This is a genomic window from Acidaminococcus nyctereutis (genome assembly GCF_052216985.1).
GTDB lineage: Bacteria > Bacillota > Negativicutes > Acidaminococcales > Acidaminococcaceae > Acidaminococcus > Acidaminococcus fermentans_A.
Genome location: NZ_JBQOUY010000008.1, coordinates 44,476 through 62,829, shown reverse-complemented (window position 1 = coordinate 62,829; position 18,354 = coordinate 44,476). Strand labels below are relative to the sequence as shown.

General features: G+C 52.2%; 24 protein-coding genes and 1 tRNA gene. 19 read left to right on the top strand and 6 right to left on the bottom strand.

Features of this window, described 5'->3' with window-relative positions:
• Nucleotides 1-37: 37 nt before the first annotated feature.
• The 9 genes from ACTUHY_RS05860 to ACTUHY_RS05820 all read left to right on the top strand — a co-directional run bounded on the left by ACTUHY_RS05860 (nucleotide 38) and on the right by ACTUHY_RS05820 (nucleotide 6,021).
• Nucleotides 38-328, top strand: coding sequence for a metal-sensing transcriptional repressor (locus tag ACTUHY_RS05860; RefSeq protein ID WP_278674663.1), 291 nt, complete (start codon nucleotides 38-40; stop codon nucleotides 326-328).
• A gap of 43 nt (nucleotides 329-371) precedes the next feature.
• Nucleotides 372-572 carry a heavy-metal-associated domain-containing protein gene (locus ACTUHY_RS05855; RefSeq protein WP_442826968.1) on the top strand — a complete coding sequence of 67 codons (201 nt, stop codon included), beginning with the start codon at nucleotides 372-374 and terminating at the stop codon, nucleotides 570-572.
• Nucleotides 573-740: 168 nt separating this feature from the next.
• Nucleotides 741-1,175, top strand: a complete 435-nt coding sequence (locus ACTUHY_RS05850) for an OmpH/Skp family outer membrane protein (RefSeq protein WP_278674667.1) — start codon at nucleotides 741-743, stop codon at nucleotides 1,173-1,175.
• Between the two features lie 60 nt (nucleotides 1,176-1,235).
• The gene (locus ACTUHY_RS05845; RefSeq protein WP_442826967.1) at nucleotides 1,236-2,543 is read left to right on the top strand and encodes a Na+/H+ antiporter NhaC family protein; all 1,308 of its coding nucleotides are present in this window, start codon (nucleotides 1,236-1,238) and stop codon (nucleotides 2,541-2,543) included.
• 121 nt (nucleotides 2,544-2,664) lie between these two features.
• Complete coding sequence (locus ACTUHY_RS05840; RefSeq protein ID WP_442826966.1) at nucleotides 2,665-2,991, top strand: thioredoxin family protein; 327 nt, start codon at nucleotides 2,665-2,667, stop codon at nucleotides 2,989-2,991.
• Nucleotides 2,988-3,905 carry a thioredoxin-disulfide reductase gene (gene trxB, locus ACTUHY_RS05835; protein ID WP_278674671.1) on the top strand — a complete coding sequence of 306 codons (918 nt, stop codon included), beginning with the start codon at nucleotides 2,988-2,990 and terminating at the stop codon, nucleotides 3,903-3,905. Before ACTUHY_RS05840 ends, trxB begins: the two co-directional genes overlap by 4 nt.
• A 51-nt stretch (nucleotides 3,906-3,956) precedes the next feature.
• A complete protein-coding gene (locus ACTUHY_RS05830) occupies nucleotides 3,957-4,466 on the top strand; it encodes an RrF2 family transcriptional regulator (RefSeq protein ID WP_442826965.1) in 510 nt (169 codons plus the stop codon).
• A gap of 72 nt (nucleotides 4,467-4,538) precedes the next feature.
• Nucleotides 4,539-5,261, top strand: coding sequence for an SIMPL domain-containing protein (locus ACTUHY_RS05825; protein WP_442826964.1), 723 nt, complete (start codon nucleotides 4,539-4,541; stop codon nucleotides 5,259-5,261).
• 4 nt (nucleotides 5,262-5,265) lie between these two features.
• Entirely contained in the window at nucleotides 5,266-6,021 is a 756-nt protein-coding gene (locus ACTUHY_RS05820) for a 5'-methylthioadenosine/S-adenosylhomocysteine nucleosidase (protein ID WP_442826963.1), read from the top strand.
• Between the two features lie 367 nt (nucleotides 6,022-6,388).
• On the opposite strand, the gene ACTUHY_RS05815 is transcribed toward ACTUHY_RS05820, so the two are convergent.
• On the bottom strand, nucleotides 6,389-7,264 hold the full coding sequence (locus ACTUHY_RS05815) for a phosphoribosylaminoimidazolesuccinocarboxamide synthase (RefSeq protein WP_442826962.1): 876 nt from the start codon (nucleotides 7,262-7,264) through the stop codon (nucleotides 6,389-6,391).
• Nucleotides 7,265-7,582: 318 nt separating this feature from the next.
• Here ACTUHY_RS05815 and ACTUHY_RS05810 point away from each other — a divergent pair, with 318 nt between their 5' ends.
• From ACTUHY_RS05810 to ACTUHY_RS05790, 5 genes are read left to right on the top strand one after another with little or no spacing between them, the layout of a single operon-like run.
• Nucleotides 7,583-7,852, top strand: a complete 270-nt coding sequence (locus ACTUHY_RS05810; protein WP_012938827.1) for an ACT domain-containing protein — start codon at nucleotides 7,583-7,585, stop codon at nucleotides 7,850-7,852.
• Nucleotides 7,853-7,864: 12 nt separating this feature from the next.
• Nucleotides 7,865-9,226: a PFL family protein gene (locus ACTUHY_RS05805; protein WP_442826961.1), complete on the top strand. Its 1,362-nt coding sequence runs from the start codon at nucleotides 7,865-7,867 to the stop codon at nucleotides 9,224-9,226.
• Nucleotides 9,226-9,858, top strand: coding sequence for an endonuclease III (gene nth, locus ACTUHY_RS05800; protein WP_442826960.1), 633 nt, complete (start codon nucleotides 9,226-9,228; stop codon nucleotides 9,856-9,858). Before ACTUHY_RS05805 ends, nth begins: the two co-directional genes overlap by 1 nt.
• A 40-nt stretch (nucleotides 9,859-9,898) precedes the next feature.
• Nucleotides 9,899-11,425, top strand: a complete 1,527-nt coding sequence (locus ACTUHY_RS05795) for a hypothetical protein (protein WP_442826959.1) — start codon at nucleotides 9,899-9,901, stop codon at nucleotides 11,423-11,425.
• A gap of 9 nt (nucleotides 11,426-11,434) precedes the next feature.
• A complete protein-coding gene (locus ACTUHY_RS05790) occupies nucleotides 11,435-11,836 on the top strand; it encodes a hypothetical protein (protein WP_442826958.1) in 402 nt (133 codons plus the stop codon).
• Between the two features lie 141 nt (nucleotides 11,837-11,977).
• On the opposite strand, the gene ACTUHY_RS05785 is transcribed toward ACTUHY_RS05790, so the two are convergent.
• Entirely contained in the window at nucleotides 11,978-13,117 is a 1,140-nt protein-coding gene (locus ACTUHY_RS05785) for a site-specific integrase (RefSeq protein ID WP_442826957.1), read from the bottom strand.
• Between the two features lie 332 nt (nucleotides 13,118-13,449).
• Between ACTUHY_RS05785 and ACTUHY_RS05780 the strand changes: the two genes are divergently transcribed.
• Nucleotides 13,450-13,536: transfer RNA gene (locus ACTUHY_RS05780), tRNA-Tyr, on the top strand.
• Between the two features lie 767 nt (nucleotides 13,537-14,303).
• Here the strand turns inward: ACTUHY_RS05780 and ACTUHY_RS05775 are convergent.
• From ACTUHY_RS05775 to ACTUHY_RS05765, 3 genes are read right to left on the bottom strand one after another with little or no spacing between them, the layout of a single operon-like run.
• A complete protein-coding gene (locus ACTUHY_RS05775) occupies nucleotides 14,304-14,804 on the bottom strand; it encodes a hypothetical protein (RefSeq protein WP_442826956.1) in 501 nt (166 codons plus the stop codon).
• 14 nt (nucleotides 14,805-14,818) lie between these two features.
• Nucleotides 14,819-15,142 (bottom strand): hypothetical protein, encoded by a 324-nt coding sequence (locus ACTUHY_RS05770; RefSeq protein ID WP_442826955.1) that lies wholly within the window; start codon nucleotides 15,140-15,142, stop codon nucleotides 14,819-14,821.
• Between the two features lie 12 nt (nucleotides 15,143-15,154).
• Complete coding sequence (locus ACTUHY_RS05765) at nucleotides 15,155-15,766, bottom strand: LexA family protein (protein ID WP_442826954.1); 612 nt, start codon at nucleotides 15,764-15,766, stop codon at nucleotides 15,155-15,157.
• A 138-nt stretch (nucleotides 15,767-15,904) separates the two neighbouring features.
• Here ACTUHY_RS05765 and ACTUHY_RS05760 point away from each other — a divergent pair, with 138 nt between their 5' ends.
• Together ACTUHY_RS05760 and ACTUHY_RS05755 are read left to right on the top strand one after the other, a co-directional pair.
• Complete coding sequence (locus tag ACTUHY_RS05760; RefSeq protein ID WP_442826953.1) at nucleotides 15,905-16,117, top strand: XRE family transcriptional regulator; 213 nt, start codon at nucleotides 15,905-15,907, stop codon at nucleotides 16,115-16,117.
• Nucleotides 16,118-16,141: 24 nt separating this feature from the next.
• A complete protein-coding gene (locus ACTUHY_RS05755; protein ID WP_442826952.1) occupies nucleotides 16,142-16,408 on the top strand; it encodes a hypothetical protein in 267 nt (88 codons plus the stop codon).
• Between the two features lie 312 nt (nucleotides 16,409-16,720).
• On the opposite strand, the gene ACTUHY_RS05750 is transcribed toward ACTUHY_RS05755, so the two are convergent.
• Nucleotides 16,721-17,071, bottom strand: a complete 351-nt coding sequence (locus ACTUHY_RS05750) for a hypothetical protein (protein ID WP_442826951.1) — start codon at nucleotides 17,069-17,071, stop codon at nucleotides 16,721-16,723.
• Nucleotides 17,072-17,127: 56 nt separating this feature from the next.
• Between ACTUHY_RS05750 and ACTUHY_RS05745 the strand changes: the two genes are divergently transcribed.
• Nucleotides 17,128-17,886, top strand: a complete 759-nt coding sequence (locus ACTUHY_RS05745; RefSeq protein ID WP_442826950.1) for a phage antirepressor KilAC domain-containing protein — start codon at nucleotides 17,128-17,130, stop codon at nucleotides 17,884-17,886.
• A gap of 12 nt (nucleotides 17,887-17,898) precedes the next feature.
• On the top strand, nucleotides 17,899-18,309 hold the full coding sequence (locus ACTUHY_RS05740) for a hypothetical protein (protein ID WP_442826949.1): 411 nt from the start codon (nucleotides 17,899-17,901) through the stop codon (nucleotides 18,307-18,309).
• Nucleotides 18,310-18,354 lie beyond the last annotated feature (45 nt).

Sequence of the window (18,354 nt, the reverse complement as noted above, 5' to 3'; positions counted from 1 at the left end):
CTTCCGATTACAATATACGTAACGGAGGTATAGTACCATGGAACATCTGAAGACAGTGCGGGATAAAGAATGTAAGGATTATCAGGATCTGATCACCCGGCTGAACCGGATCGAAGGCCAGGTGCGGGGAGTGAAAAAAATGCTGGAAGAGGACCGGTACTGTGTGGATATCCTGACCCAGGTCAGCGCCATCACCAACGGTCTCAATGCCTTCAATAAAAAGCTCCTGGCCAACCACATCAAATCCTGTGTGGTGAACGATATCCGGGCCGGAGATGATTCTGTAGTGGACGAGCTGTGCGAAACCCTGCAGAAACTGATGAAATGAAAAAATGGCCGATTGCCTGTGTAAACTGAAGGAGGAAAAAACAATGGAAAAAGAACTGAAAGTCAACGGAATGATGTGTGTCAACTGCCAGAAACATGTCCATGATGCCCTGGCCGCCATGGCCGGCGTTTCTGCTGTGGACGTAAACCTGGAAAAAGGTACCGCCAAAGTGACGGCGGACCGGGATATTCCCCAGGACGAATTCAAGAAGGTCATCGAAGACGCAGGGTACGAGCTGGCGTAAAAATGGTCAGGGGCAGCGAAGCTGCGGGTCGCGGGTCGCGACCGGGGGTGTGGATTCTTTCACACCCCCTTTTTCTCTTGCGCCCGAAAACCACTCATGATATAATGACTCCTGTTAGATTCTCTTTTTGCAACTCTGCAAGTTTGCACACAGAAAGGATGATTTTACGTGAAAAAGCAAGTTATGGCACTGGTTATGGCATTGCTGGTGTGTGTGGGATACTCCGGCGCTCTGGTACCGGCTACGGCCTATGCGGCTGACACCATCGGTTATGTAGATTTAAATACGGTATTCTCCCACCATCCTGATTTTGCTTCTGCCCGGGCTGCCATGAGCCTGGAACAGCAGAAAGCCCAGAAGGAATTCCAAGAAAAGGCCCCCAGCCTGGATGATAACGGCAAACGGGCCCTGGACAATACCCTGACGGAACGGATCGCCAAGAGAGAACAGGACCTGTTCGATCCCATCCGGAAGAAGATCCTGGATACCGTCCACAAAGTAGCCAAGGAAAAGGGCATCAATACGGTGCTTAGCGCCGGTGCCGTAGTTGATGGTGGCGTGGATATCACCAACGATGTACTGAAGGCTGTCGGAGCGAAATAAATCAGACACAAAAAGGGCTGTTGCGTAGGCAACAGCCCCTTTTTTAGAAAGGAAGATAGCATGAAAAACGATGAAAGCCGCAATCTGGGAGGGCTGGCCTTCCTGCCCCTTCTGGTTTTCCTGGGACTGTATATTGGCTGCGGTCTCTGTTTCACTCTCCTGGGGTTCCCCAAACCTTTCAGCTTCCTGCCCCGGCACGTGGCACTCCTGGCCGGGACCCTGGTGGCGTTTTATCTCTGGAGGAAAGGTCCCATTGATGAAAAATTAAAGGTTTACTGTACCGGCATGGGGGATCCCGGGGTCATGATGATCGTGCTGATCTACCTCCTGGCCGGAGGCTTCCAGGGAGCCGCTGCTGCCATCGGAGGCAAGAGTTCCGTGGTAAATTTCTGTCTTCAGTTTATCCCGCCTTCTTTCCTGATCCCTGGGGTGTTCCTGATCTGCTGCTTCATCTCCACGGCCATCGGCACCAGCATGGGGACCATCGCCGCCATGGCTCCAGTGGCCATCGGTGTGGCCCAGGGGGCCGGCCTCAACGCAGCAGCGGTGTGCGCCGCGGTGATCTGCGGGTCTTATTTCGGAGATAACCTGTCCATGATCTCTGATACCACCATTGCGGCGGCAGAAGGGTGCGGATCGAAAATGCGGGACAAGTTCCGGATGAACTTCGCCATTGCCCTGCCGGCAGCCCTGGTGAGCCTGGTGCTGTTCTATCTGGTCAGCGGCCAGGTCCAAGGAGGCATCCAGGTGGGGGATTACAATATCTTGCAGGTTCTGCCCTATGTGGTGGTCCTGGTCTTGGCCCTTCTGGGGATCAATGTGGCCCTGGTGCTGTTCGGCGGCATCCTTTTGACCGGAGTCATCGGCCTTTCCCAGGGAACGGTGGATATATTCACCTGGTCCAAAGGGCTGGGAGATGGGATGGCGGACATGTTCTCCATCAGCATGGTGGCCATCCTGGTCTCTGGGATCATCGGCTTGGTCCGGTATTACGGGGGTGTGGAATGGCTGGTGGCCAAGATCACCGGCTGGATCCATGGCCGGAAGGGAGCTGAATACGGCATCGGTCTCCTTTCCGGGATCCTTTCGGCCGCCATGGTGAACAACACCATCGCCATCATCGTCACCTGTCCCATCGCTAAGGTCATCGGGAAGAAATACGAGATCGCTCCCAAACGGCTGGCCAGCCTGGTGGATATCTTCGCCTGCAGCTTCCTGTGCGTCATGCCCCATGACGGAGGGATGCTGATCGTCACCCAGCTGGCAGGCACCTCGCCTCTGGAAGTGATGAAATACTGCTACTATATCTACGCTCTCCTCATCGCTGCCTGCGTGACCATCCAGCTGGGGACCCATGAGAACAAGTAAAGGAAGTCAGGAGGGGCTGTTTGCATAGGCAACAGCCCCTCTTGACTTTTTTAACTGTATTTGCTAAAATTACAGTAATTAAAGATCCACTGTTTTCAATAGATTAAAGGAGGTCGTATTCATGGAATTCTTACATATCACCAAAGACAATTTCGATAAAGAGGTGCTCCAGAGCAGCAAACCCATGGTGGTAGGCTTTTCCGCTCCTTGGTGCGGGTACTGCAAACGGCTGAAACCGGCCCTGGGCCAGCTGGCTATGGAAATCGCCGACAAGGTGTCTTTCGGCGGCGTGAACATCGATGAAGAACGGGAACTGGCAGAACAGTACAAGATCGAGACCATCCCCAGCCTGATGCTGGTGAAAGACGGCCAGTGCAGCGAACTGCTGGTGAACCCGCCTTCCAAAGCAGCGGTGAAGACCTGGCTCCAGGAGAAAGGCGTATTATGAGCAAAGTCTATGACATCCTGATCGTGGGCGGCGGCCCCGCTGGCTATACCGCCGCCCTCTACGGGGCCCGGAGCGGTTTCTCTACCGCAGTGCTGGAAAAGCTGTCCCCGGGAGGACAGATGGCTACCACCAGCGATGTGGAAAACTATCCTGGCTTCCCTGGTGTGATAGATGGGTTCGAACTGGGAGAACGGATGCAGGAAGGTGCAGAGAAGGCCGGAGCGGAAACGGTCTTTGCGGAAGTCACCAAACTGGATCTCTTAGCGGACCCCAAAGTGGTGGAAACTTCAGAAGGGACCTTCCTGGGCCGGACGGTGATCTTGGCTACGGGGGCCCATCCTCGGAAACTGGGGATCCCCCAGGAGGAGGCTCTGGTGAACCGGGGCGTGGCCTATTGCGCCACCTGTGACGGCAACTTCTACAAAGACAAAGTGGTGGTGGTCAACGGCGGGGGCAATACGGCTGTGGGCGATGCCCTGTACCTGGCCAAACTGGCCAGCAAGGTCTATCTGGTCCACCGGCGGGATACCCTGCGGGCTACGCCCATTTATCTCCAGAGGCTGAAGGACGCCGGGGTGGAGATCATCTGGAATAGTGTAGTTTCCGGGCTCCAGGCAGACAAGAAACTGACCGGGGTGGAGCTGACGGATGTGAAGACCGGAGAGAAACGGGTGCTGCCGGCGGATGGCCTGTTCGTAGCCATCGGACAGCTGCCGGAAAGCAGCCTGGCGGCCGGACAGGTGGCCACCGACAAGGCCGGCTATATCCTGGCAGGGGAAGACACCAAAACCTCCGTACCCGGTGTGTTCGCCGTAGGGGATGTGCGGACCAAGGCCGTGCGTCAGATCGTCACCGCTGCTGCCGACGGAGCGGTAGCCGTCCATTTTGCCGAGGAATATCTCAACGAAAAATAAAAGGAAGGGGAAAAGCAGGCTGGCAGAGACCGGCCTGCTTTGCGAGCAAGTATGAAAAGTGATTTTATTGTGGCTGTCCATGCGTTAGTCTATTTGTCCCATCGGGGGTGTCTGGCTTCCAGCGAAGAATTGGCGGAAAACATCTGCACCAATCCGGCAAGGGTCCGGAAAATCATGGGAAAATTGAAGAAAATGGGCATCATCACCACCCGGGAAGGCCATGTGGGAGGATACTGTCCTTGTGAAGGGCTGGAAAAAGTCACCTTGTACGAGATCGCCCAAGGAATGGGAACCGTCTTCGTGGATACCAAGTGGCGCAGCGGGAACGAAGAGAACAACTGCTTCATCAGCAGTGGCATGTCCGCCGTGTTCGATGCCCTGTACCGGGATCTGGACCGGCTGTGTATGGACCATCTGAAGGGAATCACCCTGGGGGATGTGACCCAGGATATCGTGGAAACCCAGCGCAGCAGCATGAGAGAATGCCATGGGGCTATCAGCGGGGACTGTCCTGCTTGGCAGAAGGCCCAGGAGGGACAGGTAACCTGCCTGGAAAAATGACTGTTGCATCATCCGTTCTGTCCAAAGTATGCTATAATACCTGTATTCACAAATTTCTTATGGGGTGATTCTATGAAAAAATTCGGAGCATTGTTTGCAGCAGCTGTACTGGCTTTTAGCCTCCATGCCACACCGGCCTGGGCGGACCAGCCCTTGGACACCATCCAGATCACCGGGACAGCCAGCCGTACGGTGGAGCCGGACATGGCCACGGTGAACTTTGCCTATGAGAAACAGGGAGCGACCCTGGAAGAAGTCCGGGAAGCTGGGGCTCAGGCCAGCCAAAAATTCGTGCGTACCATGGTGGCCCAGGGCATTGCCCGGGACGATATCGCCACTACAGGATACAATGTGTCTCCTCGATATACCTATCAGAAGAACGGGGGACAGAAACTTGTGGGCTATCAGGTGACCGCAGACTGGAGCGTGAAGGTCAGGAACCTGGATGCTCTGGGGACGGTGATCGACAAGGGTCTGGAAAGTGCCAACCGGATGGACAATGTGCGGTTCGGGCTCCAGGATGAAAACCTGATCAAACGGCAGCTGCTGGGGCAGGCTGTGGAAAATGCCAAATATACGGCCCAGGCAGTGGCCAATGCCGGCGGACGGGGACTGGGCGTACTGCGCCAGGCCAGCATCCCCACCACGTCCGTGGTGGAAGCCCAGCCCCTCCTGATGGCTCGGATGGAAAAATTGGAGGTGGCCAATGATGCAGCCACTCCTACCCAACTGGCTCCCAAAGCCTTGACAGTGACGGTACGGGTGAATACGCTGTTTGCCCTGACCCTGGAGTAAGGATATGGCAGGACAGAAAAAGGAACCGGCTTTTCTCCTGGGGGAAAAGCCGGTTTTACTGCAAGGAGCCATGGAATTGGAAGTGGCGGTGCTCCGGGAGGCTCTGACTGACTGCCGCAGCTTCCAGTATAGTGCCTTTCCCTTCTGGGAAGGCAAACTGGGGGACCAGCCGGTGATCCTGAGCCGGACGGGCATCGGCACGGCAGCGGCGGCAGCGGCCACTGCCGTGGGATGTACCATGTTCCAGCCTGCCCTGGTGCTGAACCAGGGGACGGCAGGGGGTTATCCGGAAGGGGTATGGCCCTTCGATCTGGTGATCGGAGAACGGTGGTACAACAGCAATGCCTTGTTCCAGAGCCGGTATGGCCAGGAGTATGCCCTGGACCTGGAGGCTTTGGAAGGGGAAAGCAAAGAAAGCGGATTCACCGGGGAAAAGCCTTTTTGGCACTGGTGCGATCAGGATGCCCTGGAGTGGCTGGACCGGGAAGGGATCCGCTGGCACCGGGGCCGGGCCCTGGTAGGGGGCATTGCTTCCGGAGACCGGTGGAACGCCTGTCCGGACACCATCCGGCAGCTGGAACAGGCCACCGGTGCCCTGTGCGAAGAAATGGAAACCGCCGCTGCCGGGGAGACGGCCGGCCGGTTCGGGATCCCCTTCGGAGCCGTCCGGGTGATCTCCAACAACAACCGGACCGGGGAGCCTTTCGACCCGGAAACGGCCAGAGCATTGCAGGAGTGGATTGTGGGGATGATGGAGTAGGAGGTGTCGTAACGTGCAACACCCCGGTCTCGAGTCTCGGGTCTCGGGTCTCGAGCCGAATGAGAAATTTGCAGGCAAATTTTTGAATGAGTAAACCCAGGTCTGCCATCCATGAAATAACCGTTGTTCTATCTAGCACGGTTCTGATTCTGGACCTTTAAAAGGACCTGGCCGCAGGACGGGTCCTTTCCAACGGCCCGCGACTCATGGCCCGCGACCTGTGACAAAAAAAGGCGCTGTGAAAAAATCATCCCCAGCGCCTTTATTTCGCTAGCGTCAGCTGGCTTCCATCGGCTAGTGACTAGAGACTAGTGACTAGTGACGGGGTGTGAAAAAGTATTTTTTCACACCCCCTTTTTTCTATTCCTTATTCCCCGAACTTCTTTCCGGTGAGCATTTCGTAGGCTTCTTTGTATTTGGCGATGGTCTTGTCGATCACGTCCTGGGGCAGCAGGTAGTCGCTGTCCGGGTTGGCTTTCAGCCAGTCACGGACGAACTGTTTGTCGTAGGACGGCTGGCTCTTGCCGGCTTCATACCCTGCCAGGGGCCAGAACCGGGAGCTGTCCGGAGTAAGCATTTCGTCGCCCAGGACCACTTCGCCTTTTTCGTTCAGGCCGAATTCGAATTTGGTATCCGCGATGATGATGCCTCTTTCATAGGCATAATCGGCGCATTTTTTATAGAGGGCGATGGTGGCGTCCTTGATGGCCTTGGTATATTCCGCCCCTTTGCCCGGATAGATCTTTTCCAGGTAGGTGACGCACTGGTCTTCCGTGATGTTTTCATCATGGTCGCCCAGTTCGGCTTTGGTGCTGGGGGTGAAGAGGGGTTCGGGCAGCTTCTGGCATTCTTTCAACCCTTCGGGCATCTGGATACCGCAGACGGTGCCGTTTTCTTTATAGGATTCCCAGCCGCTGCCGGTGATGTAGCCCCGGACGATGCATTCTACCGGGATCATGTCCAGTTTCCGGCATTTCATGCTCTTGCCGGCAAATTCCGGCGTCCGGAAGAATTCAGGCATATCCGCAGGATCCACACTGATCATGTGGTTGGGGATGATGTCCTTGGTATAGTCGAACCAGAATTTGGACATCTGGGTCAGGATGGCCCCTTTGTCGGTAATGGTGTTTTTCAGAATGTGGTCGAAGGCGGAGATCCGATCGGACGCCACCATGATCAGGCTGTCGCCCAGATCGTAGATTTCACGGACTTTCCCAGATTTAACGGGTTTATATTCCTGCATGATCCATCCTCCTTGAAAATAGACAGTACGGTTTTGTATCCCTATCATATCACAAGAACGGGGTTTAGTCGAATAATTTTCTCGTTATGGGTGGGAATGTTTGTTTCATATGATACGGAAGGCCCCCTCTACCCGCTGACGCGGGGCCTTTCTCCCTTTCAGGGGGACACACATCTCGTGCATCGGAGACGGAAAATCGTGAAATCCTTGTGGATTCTTTCAGTAACATTGAAGGCAGTGGGATTTTATCGTATAATAAAATGTAAACTCCTGCAGTAAACCAATTCCGGAGTCCCTGAAACAGAAAGGATGTTATCTATGCGTATCGTTATGACCATCGTAGGTGTGGACAAAGTGGGCATCATCGCCAAGGCAAGCACGCTGCTGGCGGAAAACAATGTGAATATCCTGAACATCAACCAGAACATCGATGACGGATTCTTCAACATGGTCCTGATCGGCGACCTGGACAATGCGGCTGTATCTGTGGAAGCCCTGAAAGAAAAGGCCACGGCCCTGGGCAAGGAACTGGGCGTGGAAATCCGCGTACAGAGCGAACAGATCTTTACGGCCATGCACCGGATTTAAGGAGGCCCGTACATGTTCTACGAAATCAAAGATGTACTGGAAACCACCCGGATGATCACCCAGAATAACTTGGATGTGCGCACCATCACCATGGGCATCAGCCTCCGGGACTGCGCGGATCCGGATGTGAAGGTCTGTGCCCGGAAGATCTATGACAAGATCACAGACAAAGCCCGGAACCTGGTGAAGGTGGGCGAACAGCTGGAAGCAGAACTGGGGGTGCCCATCATCCACAAACGGATCTCTGTGACCCCGATCTCTCTGGTGGGAGAAGCCTGCCAGACGGACAGCTACGTGCCCCTGGCCAAAGCCCTGGATGACGCGGCCAAAGCCGTAGGGGTGAACTTCATCGGCGGCTTCAGCGCCCTGGTGGAAAAAGGGTACACCCATGGGGATCGGACCCTGATCCGTTCCATCCCGGAAGTTCTTGCTACCACGGACATCGTATGCTCTTCTGTGGCCATCGGTTCCACCAAGGCCGGCATCAATATGGACGCCGTCCGGGAAATGGGCCAGGTGGTGAAGGAAACCGCCCGTCTCACCGCGGACCAGGATGCCCTGGGCTGTGCCAAACTGGTGATCTTCTGCAACCCGGTCCAGGATAACCCCTTCATGGCCGGGGCCTTCCATGGAGTCACGGAACCAGAGACCGTCATCAATGTAGGGGTATCCGGTCCCGGCGTGGTGAAGCACGCCCTGGAAGCGGTCCGGGGAGAAGATATCGGCGTGGTGGCGGAGACCATCAAGAAGACAGCCTTCAAGATCACCCGGGTAGGCCAGCTGGTGGCCCAGGAAGCGGCCAAACGGCTGGATACCCAGTTCGGGATCATCGACCTGTCCCTGGCGCCCACCCCGGCGGTAGGGGATTCCGTAGCCCATATCCTGGAAGAGATCGGCCTGGAATCCTGTGGCTGCCCGGGCACCACGGCGGCCCTGGCCATGCTGAACGATGCAGTGAAAAAAGGCGGCCTGATGGCCTCCAGCTATGTAGGCGGCCTGAGCGGTGCTTTCATCCCTGTATCGGAAGATGCCGGCATGATCGCGGCTGTGGAAAAGGGTTCCCTGACCATCGAGAAACTGGAAGCCATGACCTGCGTGTGCTCAGTGGGGCTGGATATGATCGCCGTTCCGGGGGATACTACCGCAGAAACCATCTCCGCCGTCATCGCCGACGAAGCGGCTGTGGGCATGATCAACAACAAGACCACCGCGGTGCGGCTGATCCCTGTGCCCGGCAAGAAGGTAGGGGACAAAGTAGAATTCGGCGGTCTCCTGGGCTATGCGCCCATCATCGCCGTCAATCCTTTCAAACCGGATGTGTTCATCCATCGGGGCGGACGGATCCCGGCACCGGTACGGAGCCTGACCAACTGATGCGGAAGAAAGAACGGGTGCAGGCCATCTTGAAGGGCCTGGAGGAAACCTATCGGGGGCAGGGGACGGCCCTCCACTATGGGTCTCCTTTTGAGCTGCTGGTGGCGGTGGTCCTTTCGGCCCAGTGCACCGATGAACGGGTGAACAAGGTGACGGCCCGGCTGTTCCCGGAATTCGATACGCCGGAAAAGCTGGGGGCTCTCACCCAAGAACAGCTGGAAGAAAAAATCCGGGACTGCGGCCTGTTCCGCTCCAAAGCCCGGAATATCCTGGGCCTGTGCCGGAAGCTGGTGGAGGAGTTCCATTCGGAAGTCCCCCAGGACATGAAAAGCCTCCTGAGCCTGCCCGGAGTGGGGCGGAAAACGGCGGATGTGATGCTGAGCGTGGCTTTCGGCCAGCCGGCTATCGCCGTAGATACCCATGTGTTCCGGGTGGCCCATCGGCTGGGGCTTTCCGAAGGGAATGATCCCCTGGCCGTGGAACAGGATCTGATGAAGCTGATTCCCCGGTCCCAGTGGGGAGAGGCCCATCACTGGTTCATCTGGCATGGCCGGAAAATCTGCAAGGCCCGGAAGCCGGACTGCGGGGCCTGCCCGGTAGTGGACTTCTGTTCTTCCCGGATCTTGGGCTGAGGGCCTGTTGATAGCAAACAATGAAGTAAGGTGACAAACAATGCCGAATGTCTATGATGCAATAGAAAGTTTTTACAGTAATGATACCGGCTGGGAATTGGTGCTGCCCCAGGAAGATGTGGAAGCGTACTTCCGCCATCTGGGCTGGCACGGAGTGGATGACCCGGCCATGCAGCATCAGTGGGGACAGCTGGTGATGCTGTGCATCTATATCGAGAACGCAGAAATGACCTTGGAAGAGATGACAGAAGACGACATTGTGGATCTGGTTTCCTGGTGCGGCCGGAATGTGGTGGATTTCCAGGTTTCCTACGCTTCCGTGAAGGATTTCCTGGATACCCTGGGAAGCTTTTTCGTGTTCTTGAAGCAGGAGGGGAAACTGTCCAGTTCCCTGGCTCCCTATCTGGCCCGGGAACAGCTGCTCCGGGACGACGGAACCCTGGCCATCATCGATGAGAGCGGGGTGTATCTCCCTGGAGAAGAAGCCCGGGAAGAGAAGAGCGCCCCTCCCCCGGAAGGCAGGGTGTTCCTGAATGCGGGAGAATCCCTCCGAGGGGTGATGGAAGAGATCCATCAGTTTTTCCAGAAAGATGAATTCAACCTGGATTTTGACCGTTCCGTCACCCTGTATGAAACGGCCCTGGGGACCCTGGACCTGGAAAACGATGGGATGGATGCCTTCTGGCGGGGCTATTGGGATTATTTCCTCTTTGATTACCACCTGATCGAAGGGGACCTGACCCCTCTGGAATATTTCCGGAAGAATGGGCACAGTGCCTATCCCCAGCTGGTGAACGAACTATGCCTGGGGTTCCTGTCCATTTTTACCATCGAGGAGCCCATTGATGAATACCGGTATGTCTGCCGGGATTTCCTGACGGGAGAGCCCTATTACCTGACTTTCCCCCTGGAAGGGGAGACCCCCCTGGAAGACCGGGTCATGATGGGCCATGTGTTCTATAACAGGAGCATGGGGATGAACTATCTCCAGACCTACAGCCTGAAGCCCTTGGCCCGGAAACGGCTGCTGGAAGTGCTGACGGAATGCCGGGACTGGTACGATGTCCAGAAGCCCGGAGCGGACTGGACGGAATTCCTTTCCCGGCAGGCCCTGGTCTGCCGCCAGGTGCTGCGCCTCATGAGCAAGAATCCCGCCGGCTGCCGGTTCCCCTATGAGACCAGGCAGCAGGAATACCAGCCCAGCGTGCTGCCGGAGAACCTCTCTCCGGTGGAGAAGATCATCCAGGAAATCCTGCTGGTCAGCGGACGCAGCGAATACGATATTCGTCTCCTCCGCCATATGTGGGCGGACTTCCAGACCTCGGAGCCCTATACCGGTGCGCTGGAGGCCCAGGTGTGGGCGGCGGCTTTGGTGGAGAATTTCTTGGAGATCAATGAGAAGCGGGCTGCCCAAAAGAAACCTTTCTATCTGGAAACCTTCGGCATTCCCCACCGGGACCTGACCCGGGCCTATATGGAGATCCGGAATCAGCTGAAACTGGAACCATCGGATCCCCGGTACCTGGATGAAATGGGATTCCTGATGCTGTTTTCTCAATTTGTGTAGGAGTAATCTATGATCTGTAAGCATTGTGGACTGGAATATCCGGACGATATGGAAGCCTGCCCGGGCTGCGGCACGCCCAATGAGGACGTGGAAGCCCAGGTGATGAGCGCGGAAGAACGGGATTCCTTTGATGGGGTGACTATTGAAACAGGACAGGAGGGCCCTCGCGATGGGGACTGGAGAGTCTATGATCGGGAAGACCTGCGCCGGGAACAGGAAAAAGCGGCCCGGAAAGCCAAATGGCGAGGCATTTGGGAACTGGTGAAGATGAACGCCCGACTGGTCCTGGTGATGGCAGCCCTGCTCCTGGGCGTCGTGTTCCTGCTGCCCACCCTTCTGGGGTTTGCCCTGGTGGGGCTGGGCGCCATCCTGGTATGGACATTTTTTCGTAATTTTTTCATCAGATGGTAAAAAGAAAATTTTCAGTAAACTGGAGGCTTCCTTTTGCGCTATAATTGGAAGAAGAATCCCGGACACGCTTGAATACTGCGGTTCCGGGTCTTTCTTTTTATATGGACTGCACAAAAACTGCACGGGAAATGATTAAAAAAATTATTGCCCCATGAAGCGGGCGAATTGTTCTGCTACTTGCTTTCTCCGTCCTTTGGTGACGTGCAAGTAAATCCTCCGGGTCACGCCGTCGGCGGTATGGCCTAGCCGGTCGACTATCTCTTCTAAGCTGACTCCGGCTTCTGCTAGCAGGCTGGCATGGGTGTGGCGGAAAGAATGGGGATGGATGAACGGAAGGTCTGGGCAGAGCTTCAGCACGGCCTTGATATGCTCCCGCCAGTACGAACGATTTGTGGCTCGTCCTGGATCTGTAGGTGTGGTAAAAACGTAATTCTCCGGCTTGTGCCAGTGGCTCCCGGCGGCTAACCTGGCTCCGGCTTGCTCCCGCTTGTGCGATTTTAAAGCAGATAGAACTACGGCAGGAACGTCCAGGACGCGATTAGAACGGCGGGTCTTCGGCGTGGTCAATTTATATTTCCCTGCTGAATAGAACAAGGTCTTATTGACTGTAATCTGTCCGGCTGAGAAGTCAACGTCTTCCCATGTCAAGGCCATTGCTTCCCCGATTCTCAATCCGGTGTAGGCCAACAAAAGGAACATTGTGTAATCCTGCTCCGGGCGGGATGCTTTCGTGGCTTCTAAAAACTCTTCCAGCTGTTCCCGGTCTAAATAGGTCGGTAGCTTTACCCCTATGCTGTCGGGAGCTTTTGGAAGTCTTGCGAACTCCGTAGGATCTTTTGCTATGATTTCATACCGCCTAGCGTCCTTAAATATCATCTGTGCGCTGTTGTGGATGAGCCTAAGAGTAGATATAGCATAGTGCTTTGAAAGCTCGTTTATGGCGCTCTGATACGTTCGTAGGTCAATCTTCTGGATAGGGACCTTGCCGAACTGAGATAGCAAGGCGTTCACATCCGGGATCCGAGCCTTGTATGTTGATTCTTTAACCGTCAACCTATATCGCTCCATCCACTCCCGGCTGAACTGTTCGAACGTCAACGGGCTGTCCATGACATACGTTTGCCGTTGTATCTGCGTCTGCAATTCCCGGGCGGCGGCTTCTGCGTCTTTCTTTCTCTGGAAGCCCTGGCGGGACTTCTGACGGCGTTTTCCAGTCCGGGGGTCCATTCCTATATCAATCCGAAATGCCCACGTTCCAGCGGGCGTTTTGAAGATATACATATTGCCTCCTTGGGTCTAGGTCATAACGGTGGAATGAGGTATAATAATAATGCGGGTGGAATTGTCTCTGACTTATGTCTTTTTGTTCCATAGCACCTCCTTTCTTTACAGGAAAAGTCCTTGACCATGGGAGAAGCGGGCTTTCCAGATAAGCCATATGGCCATATGGCGTTTCGATTTTCACCGCTTCCATTTCTCCTTAGAATCCTCGGCTGGCCAATACCGGAGACTTCTTTTTCAGGCCGCTCGTGAAGGAAAAAAGCTGTGTTCCCGAATGGGAGTAGGCGAAAGCTTAGAAATCACATGCTCCTGGGGCTGGCCTGTTAACTCGTGGTAGGGTGTGGCTAGCGGTCAATGCCAGTGGACTGTAAATCCACCGCCTCCGGCTTCGAAAGGTTCGACTCCTTCCCTTACCACCATCTTTTAATAATACCGCCGGGTACAGCGATGGTGAAATACCAGCACTCCTGAAAAGTGTGGAAATTCGCTCCGGGGTATTCATATGGCCCGGCCGATTATGGCTAGCTAATCGGTTAACGGGTCCCCGGGATAAATATTGGACGCTAGCAGGGTTCGAATCCCTTCCCGGGCGCAATAAATTGGGCTTCCCTTCGGGGAAGCTCTTTTTTTTATGCGTAAAAGGGGCTGGAGTTTCCCAGCCCCTAGTGCTTAGTTATTATTATATCCTCTTTTTCCGGTGTAGGGGTTGGTGTTGCCGTGGTGGCTCCAGTTATTCCCCGTATATCCGTCGGGGTCACTCCTGTGATGTGACTGCACGTATGTACCATCGTGTCTGTAGTACCCGTTCACATACGTATCTGCAAAGCAAATACTAGACAGGGCCATTACTAACAGGGTGGTTAATGCCAAAACCTTTTTCATTCTTATCATCCTTTCCTTGACTGTATACCATATCGTGCAGGTGCACGGTATATCTTTATTTAAGGCCGACACACCTTACATGGCACGTAGCCTTCGTCAATTGCTTATTCTCTTGTTTCAATGTATTCCTTGTTGCTTTCTGACATACGTTGGACATACCTGCATCCGTCCCTATGGAACTTCCCTGTTCGGGTGTTGCCAACATAGGCGAACGCAGTAGAGCAGACTAAAACTAACATGGCGGTTAAAACTAAAATTTTCTTTCTCATAGGATAACCTCCATTCTTACATGAGCCTTTTGCTTTTATATCGGGGGAAGCTTCTTTAGCGTTTTGGCAACTTTTGGGCTGTTAAAATCGTCAAGATCGGAAACGCTGATATCTTGGGAATCGTGTTTTGTAATCCTCCCGGTTATAGCGGCGGACGACGCAGTATCTTGAATAATTGTTTGTGGCTCTATTATACATAACGCCATTAGCCCAACCAGTTTAGCCAGCTTAAAATGGTTTGCTAGCACAACAAAAGCAAGAACGCCCGGCCATGATATTCCAACATCCTTAGCCCTGCGCAATATATAGTTAAATTCTAATAATCTCAATCCGATAATGAGCCAAATAAACATAGAGCTAATTACGTTTCCTGTGCCGTTTTTAATAAGTGAAATTATAAAGCGGTGAACCTGTTCAATGTTAGCATAATAATAAAATGTTCCCAGGAATCCAATGAGCTCAATAACAACTATTCTTTTAGTAAACGCTTTTCTTCCCATAGGTTTAATAGAGTGGTTTCTTATAAGGCTTAACATTTTTCTTCTCCTTTCTATAAAATGTTGAAAAATTTTAAAATATCATACACTAGCAGAATAACTCCGACGGCAAACAATCCCATTGCTATTTTGTTGGGGATATACCCATATTTTCTTGAAAATGCAGACTGAAAATAATAAGGAACCTCTGGGTTATACCCGAACACTACGGTAATGAACATAGCTAGCAGGAATAGGCAATACCACACGGGTGCGAATATTAGAGCAATAAGAGGCAGAACAATGGCCAGAATGGGGGACAGAATTCTTACCTGCTTTACAAGAATACTAGAAATAAAATAATAGGCAATCAGAATTAATAGTTCTCCCCAAGTCATAATTCTCCTCCTTTATAGTTTCCCCCTTAGCTCAACAACCTTCCCGATGATCCTGACGGGGAGTTCTTCAATTTCCTTGTTGCTGTAAAAATGCGGACTATAAACCGCCATGTTATTTGCTATGAGCATAATGCCTTCTTCTGTCTTCTTAACTTTCTTTACTGTAGCTTCTCCACCGTTGATTAATACTATAGCCGTGTCGCCGCTTTCAATATCCTCTTGTTTTCGTACTACTACTATATCCCCTTCACAAATTCGAGGCTCCATGGAAGTGCCCTTTATCCGTAAGGCAAAGTGTTCCCCAGTGGCCGCCATAGCGGGGCTGATTTCTTCCCACCCGATTATATTTTCTACGGCATCTAACGGAATTCCGGCTACCACTGTTCCTAGGACGGGGATTTTTACAGCCTTTACTATGGGCGTTTCCTCCATGCCTAAAAGGTAGGACGGCTTAACGTCAAAAAGGCTTGCTAGTTTTTCGATTAATCCGCGCTTAGGATTAACCACGATTCCATGTTCATATTTATAGATTGCGGCCTTTTGAAGCCCCACATGCTCGGCGACTTCTTCCAGAGTCATGTTGTTCTTGATTCTCAATTCTCTCAGCCTGTCTTTGAATTCCATCGTCAGTTCTCCTTTCTTCTTATTATTGTCTTGATTATATCACGGCTGTTCAAAAAAATAAATAAAAATGTCTTGCAAGGATACGGAAGTTATGCTATGATATAAGTATCTTAAAAAGATACAAAAGGGGGTGATGAGATGAACAAGAATAAATTGCGGGCCGTCATGGTTTTAAATGACGACACTGTCAGAAGCCTGTCTGCTGCTATGGGGATGGCTCGACAGACCTTCTACAGCAAGATGAATGGAGCGTCTGACTTTAAACAATCCGAAATTGGATTCATCCAGAAACGCTATGATTTGACCGCCGAAAATGTAAATGAAATTTTTTTTGATTCTAAAGTGTCCTAAAAAGATACAAAAGGAGCCTAGACAATGAGAGAAATGATTATTTATAAGGGTTCTGCACTCCCGGTGCTTAGCATCGAAGAGGTAACAGAGATGGAAAAGAGACGGTTAAAAATGAAGTGGATTAAAACAACGAAAGATATTCCATGGTGTGGTAAATCCCTGGAAGAACAGACTGTCGTAACTGTAGTCAACGGTATTTTGGACTTGTTAAAAGAAAATCACATCAAACGGAACCAAGTGCAAGAGGTCTTTAGCTCCGTTGATGCGGTTCTTAAGGGAATGGAGATTTAAGGTGGCCGGAGGTGGATTGAATGATTAAAACCGACAATATCCCCAAGGGCACCATAATTTATTTCCATTTTGATAGTGGAGGCTTGGGAAAGGGTAAGGTAATAGGAACTGGAATGGATTGGTTAAAGCGTCCTTCCTACCGGGTCAGGGGAGAGGCCCCATGGCCTATAAGTGGTCAAAGGTTTTTCGTCCCAAAAACTTACGTTGTAGCGAAAGGCTATGTACCACGTTTCGATATGGAATGGGCGTACATAAGAGCAAATTTGTGGGTAAGGCTACAAATGATTTTTTATATCCTTGCCCACCGGACCCTTAGCAAAGAAGGGATATTACGGCCGCTATGGCTGCAATACCTGAAAGAAAACAGCTGATATATGCGATTTGCTTAGCTTTCTGCTCCTTATCCATACGATAACGCCAATCCTCTCCGGCTTCGGTCAGACAGAAAAGGTCGTCATCCCGAAGCATTGGGTATCCTTCCTTACACGGACCCTTGGGATCTTTAAGCACGATAAGGTTGCCGGGCGAATGGTCAGGACCGATACCCGCAAGCACACAGAAGCATTCGTTACAGAAATTTGGAAAAGCGCGCCGCAATTCGGCAAAAGAAACGGTTTCTTTTTCAAAAAGTTTTACGAGACGTTCTTTTTCTTGAACAGTCATTGGTACACACCCCCTATGGGAATTGTACCACATAAAAATTAAAGGAGGAAAAGTAAATGAACGGATTGCAAATATTCACAAAGCAGGTCCCAGTTTTAGACAGCAGAGAAGTAGCTGAGATGGTCGGAATCCAACACAAGAATCTTATTCGCAACATTGACCATTACATTGAAGTTTTGGGCAAGGGCTCAAAATTGAGCTCTTCAAATTTCTTTATCGAGCGCACCTACAATCAGGCTGGCAATGGTAAGGAAGTAAAACGCTACGACATTACCAAACAAGGCTGTGAAATGGTAGCCAACAAGCTGACGGGAGAAAAGGGAATCCTGTTCACCGCTGAATATGTGAAGCGGTTCAACGAGATGGAAAGCCCGGACAGCTACATGATCGAAGACCCTATCCAACGGGCAAAGGCATGGATTAAAGAGCAAGAACGGTATAATACCGCACTTGCTACGGTAAAAAGCCAACGTCAGTTAATTGGCGAATTGAAGCCGAAAGCCGACTACACCGACAAGATTTTATCCAGTAAGGGTACAGTGCCTATCACCGCCATTGCGAAAGACTACGGCATGAGCGGACGGGCAATGAATAAAGTCCTTGCTGATTTAAAAATCATCTACCAGATGGCGGGGCAATGGCTACTGTACAGCAGATACCAGGCGAAAGGCTACACGCATAGCAAGAGTTTCGCCTTCAACCACGCCGACGGCAGGCCGGACGTGAAGATGACGACAGAATGGACGCAAAAGGGACGCTTGTTCCTTTACCAAAAGCTAAAGAAGCATGGGATTCTTCCCATGATTGAGCAGTAAAAGGAGGGTGCTATGGAACTTATTGATATTCACATGAGGCTGACACCTAGTCAGATGTTCGAGCTTTCCGCATTGGTCCAGAAATGGCAGGACCATGAGCGGGATATAGAAATTAAAAAGCCGTGCCCCCAGACGGTGCTAGAGGAGTATAAGCCGAATGCCCCATCTATTGATGAGTTGAGTAATGAGGAAAAAGAAAAACTGTTCTTTGTTGGGGTTGAGGCAATTCGCCACGATAAGCTAATGGACGTTGTGGAGTTTGCGGAAAAACAGCTTCATATGTCACGCCAAAATTGGCGTTACATTTTTAAAAAAAAGACGTCTCTGCGACTTGGCGTATATTTGAGAATTGCTCGTTCTTTAAACACGACTTTTGAAGCACTTGTTGAACGAGGATGGGAGGCAAAGTATGGGAAAGCTTGAAAAGATATGGGTTCTGGCTTGCTTGCCATTTTTATGGGCCTGGCA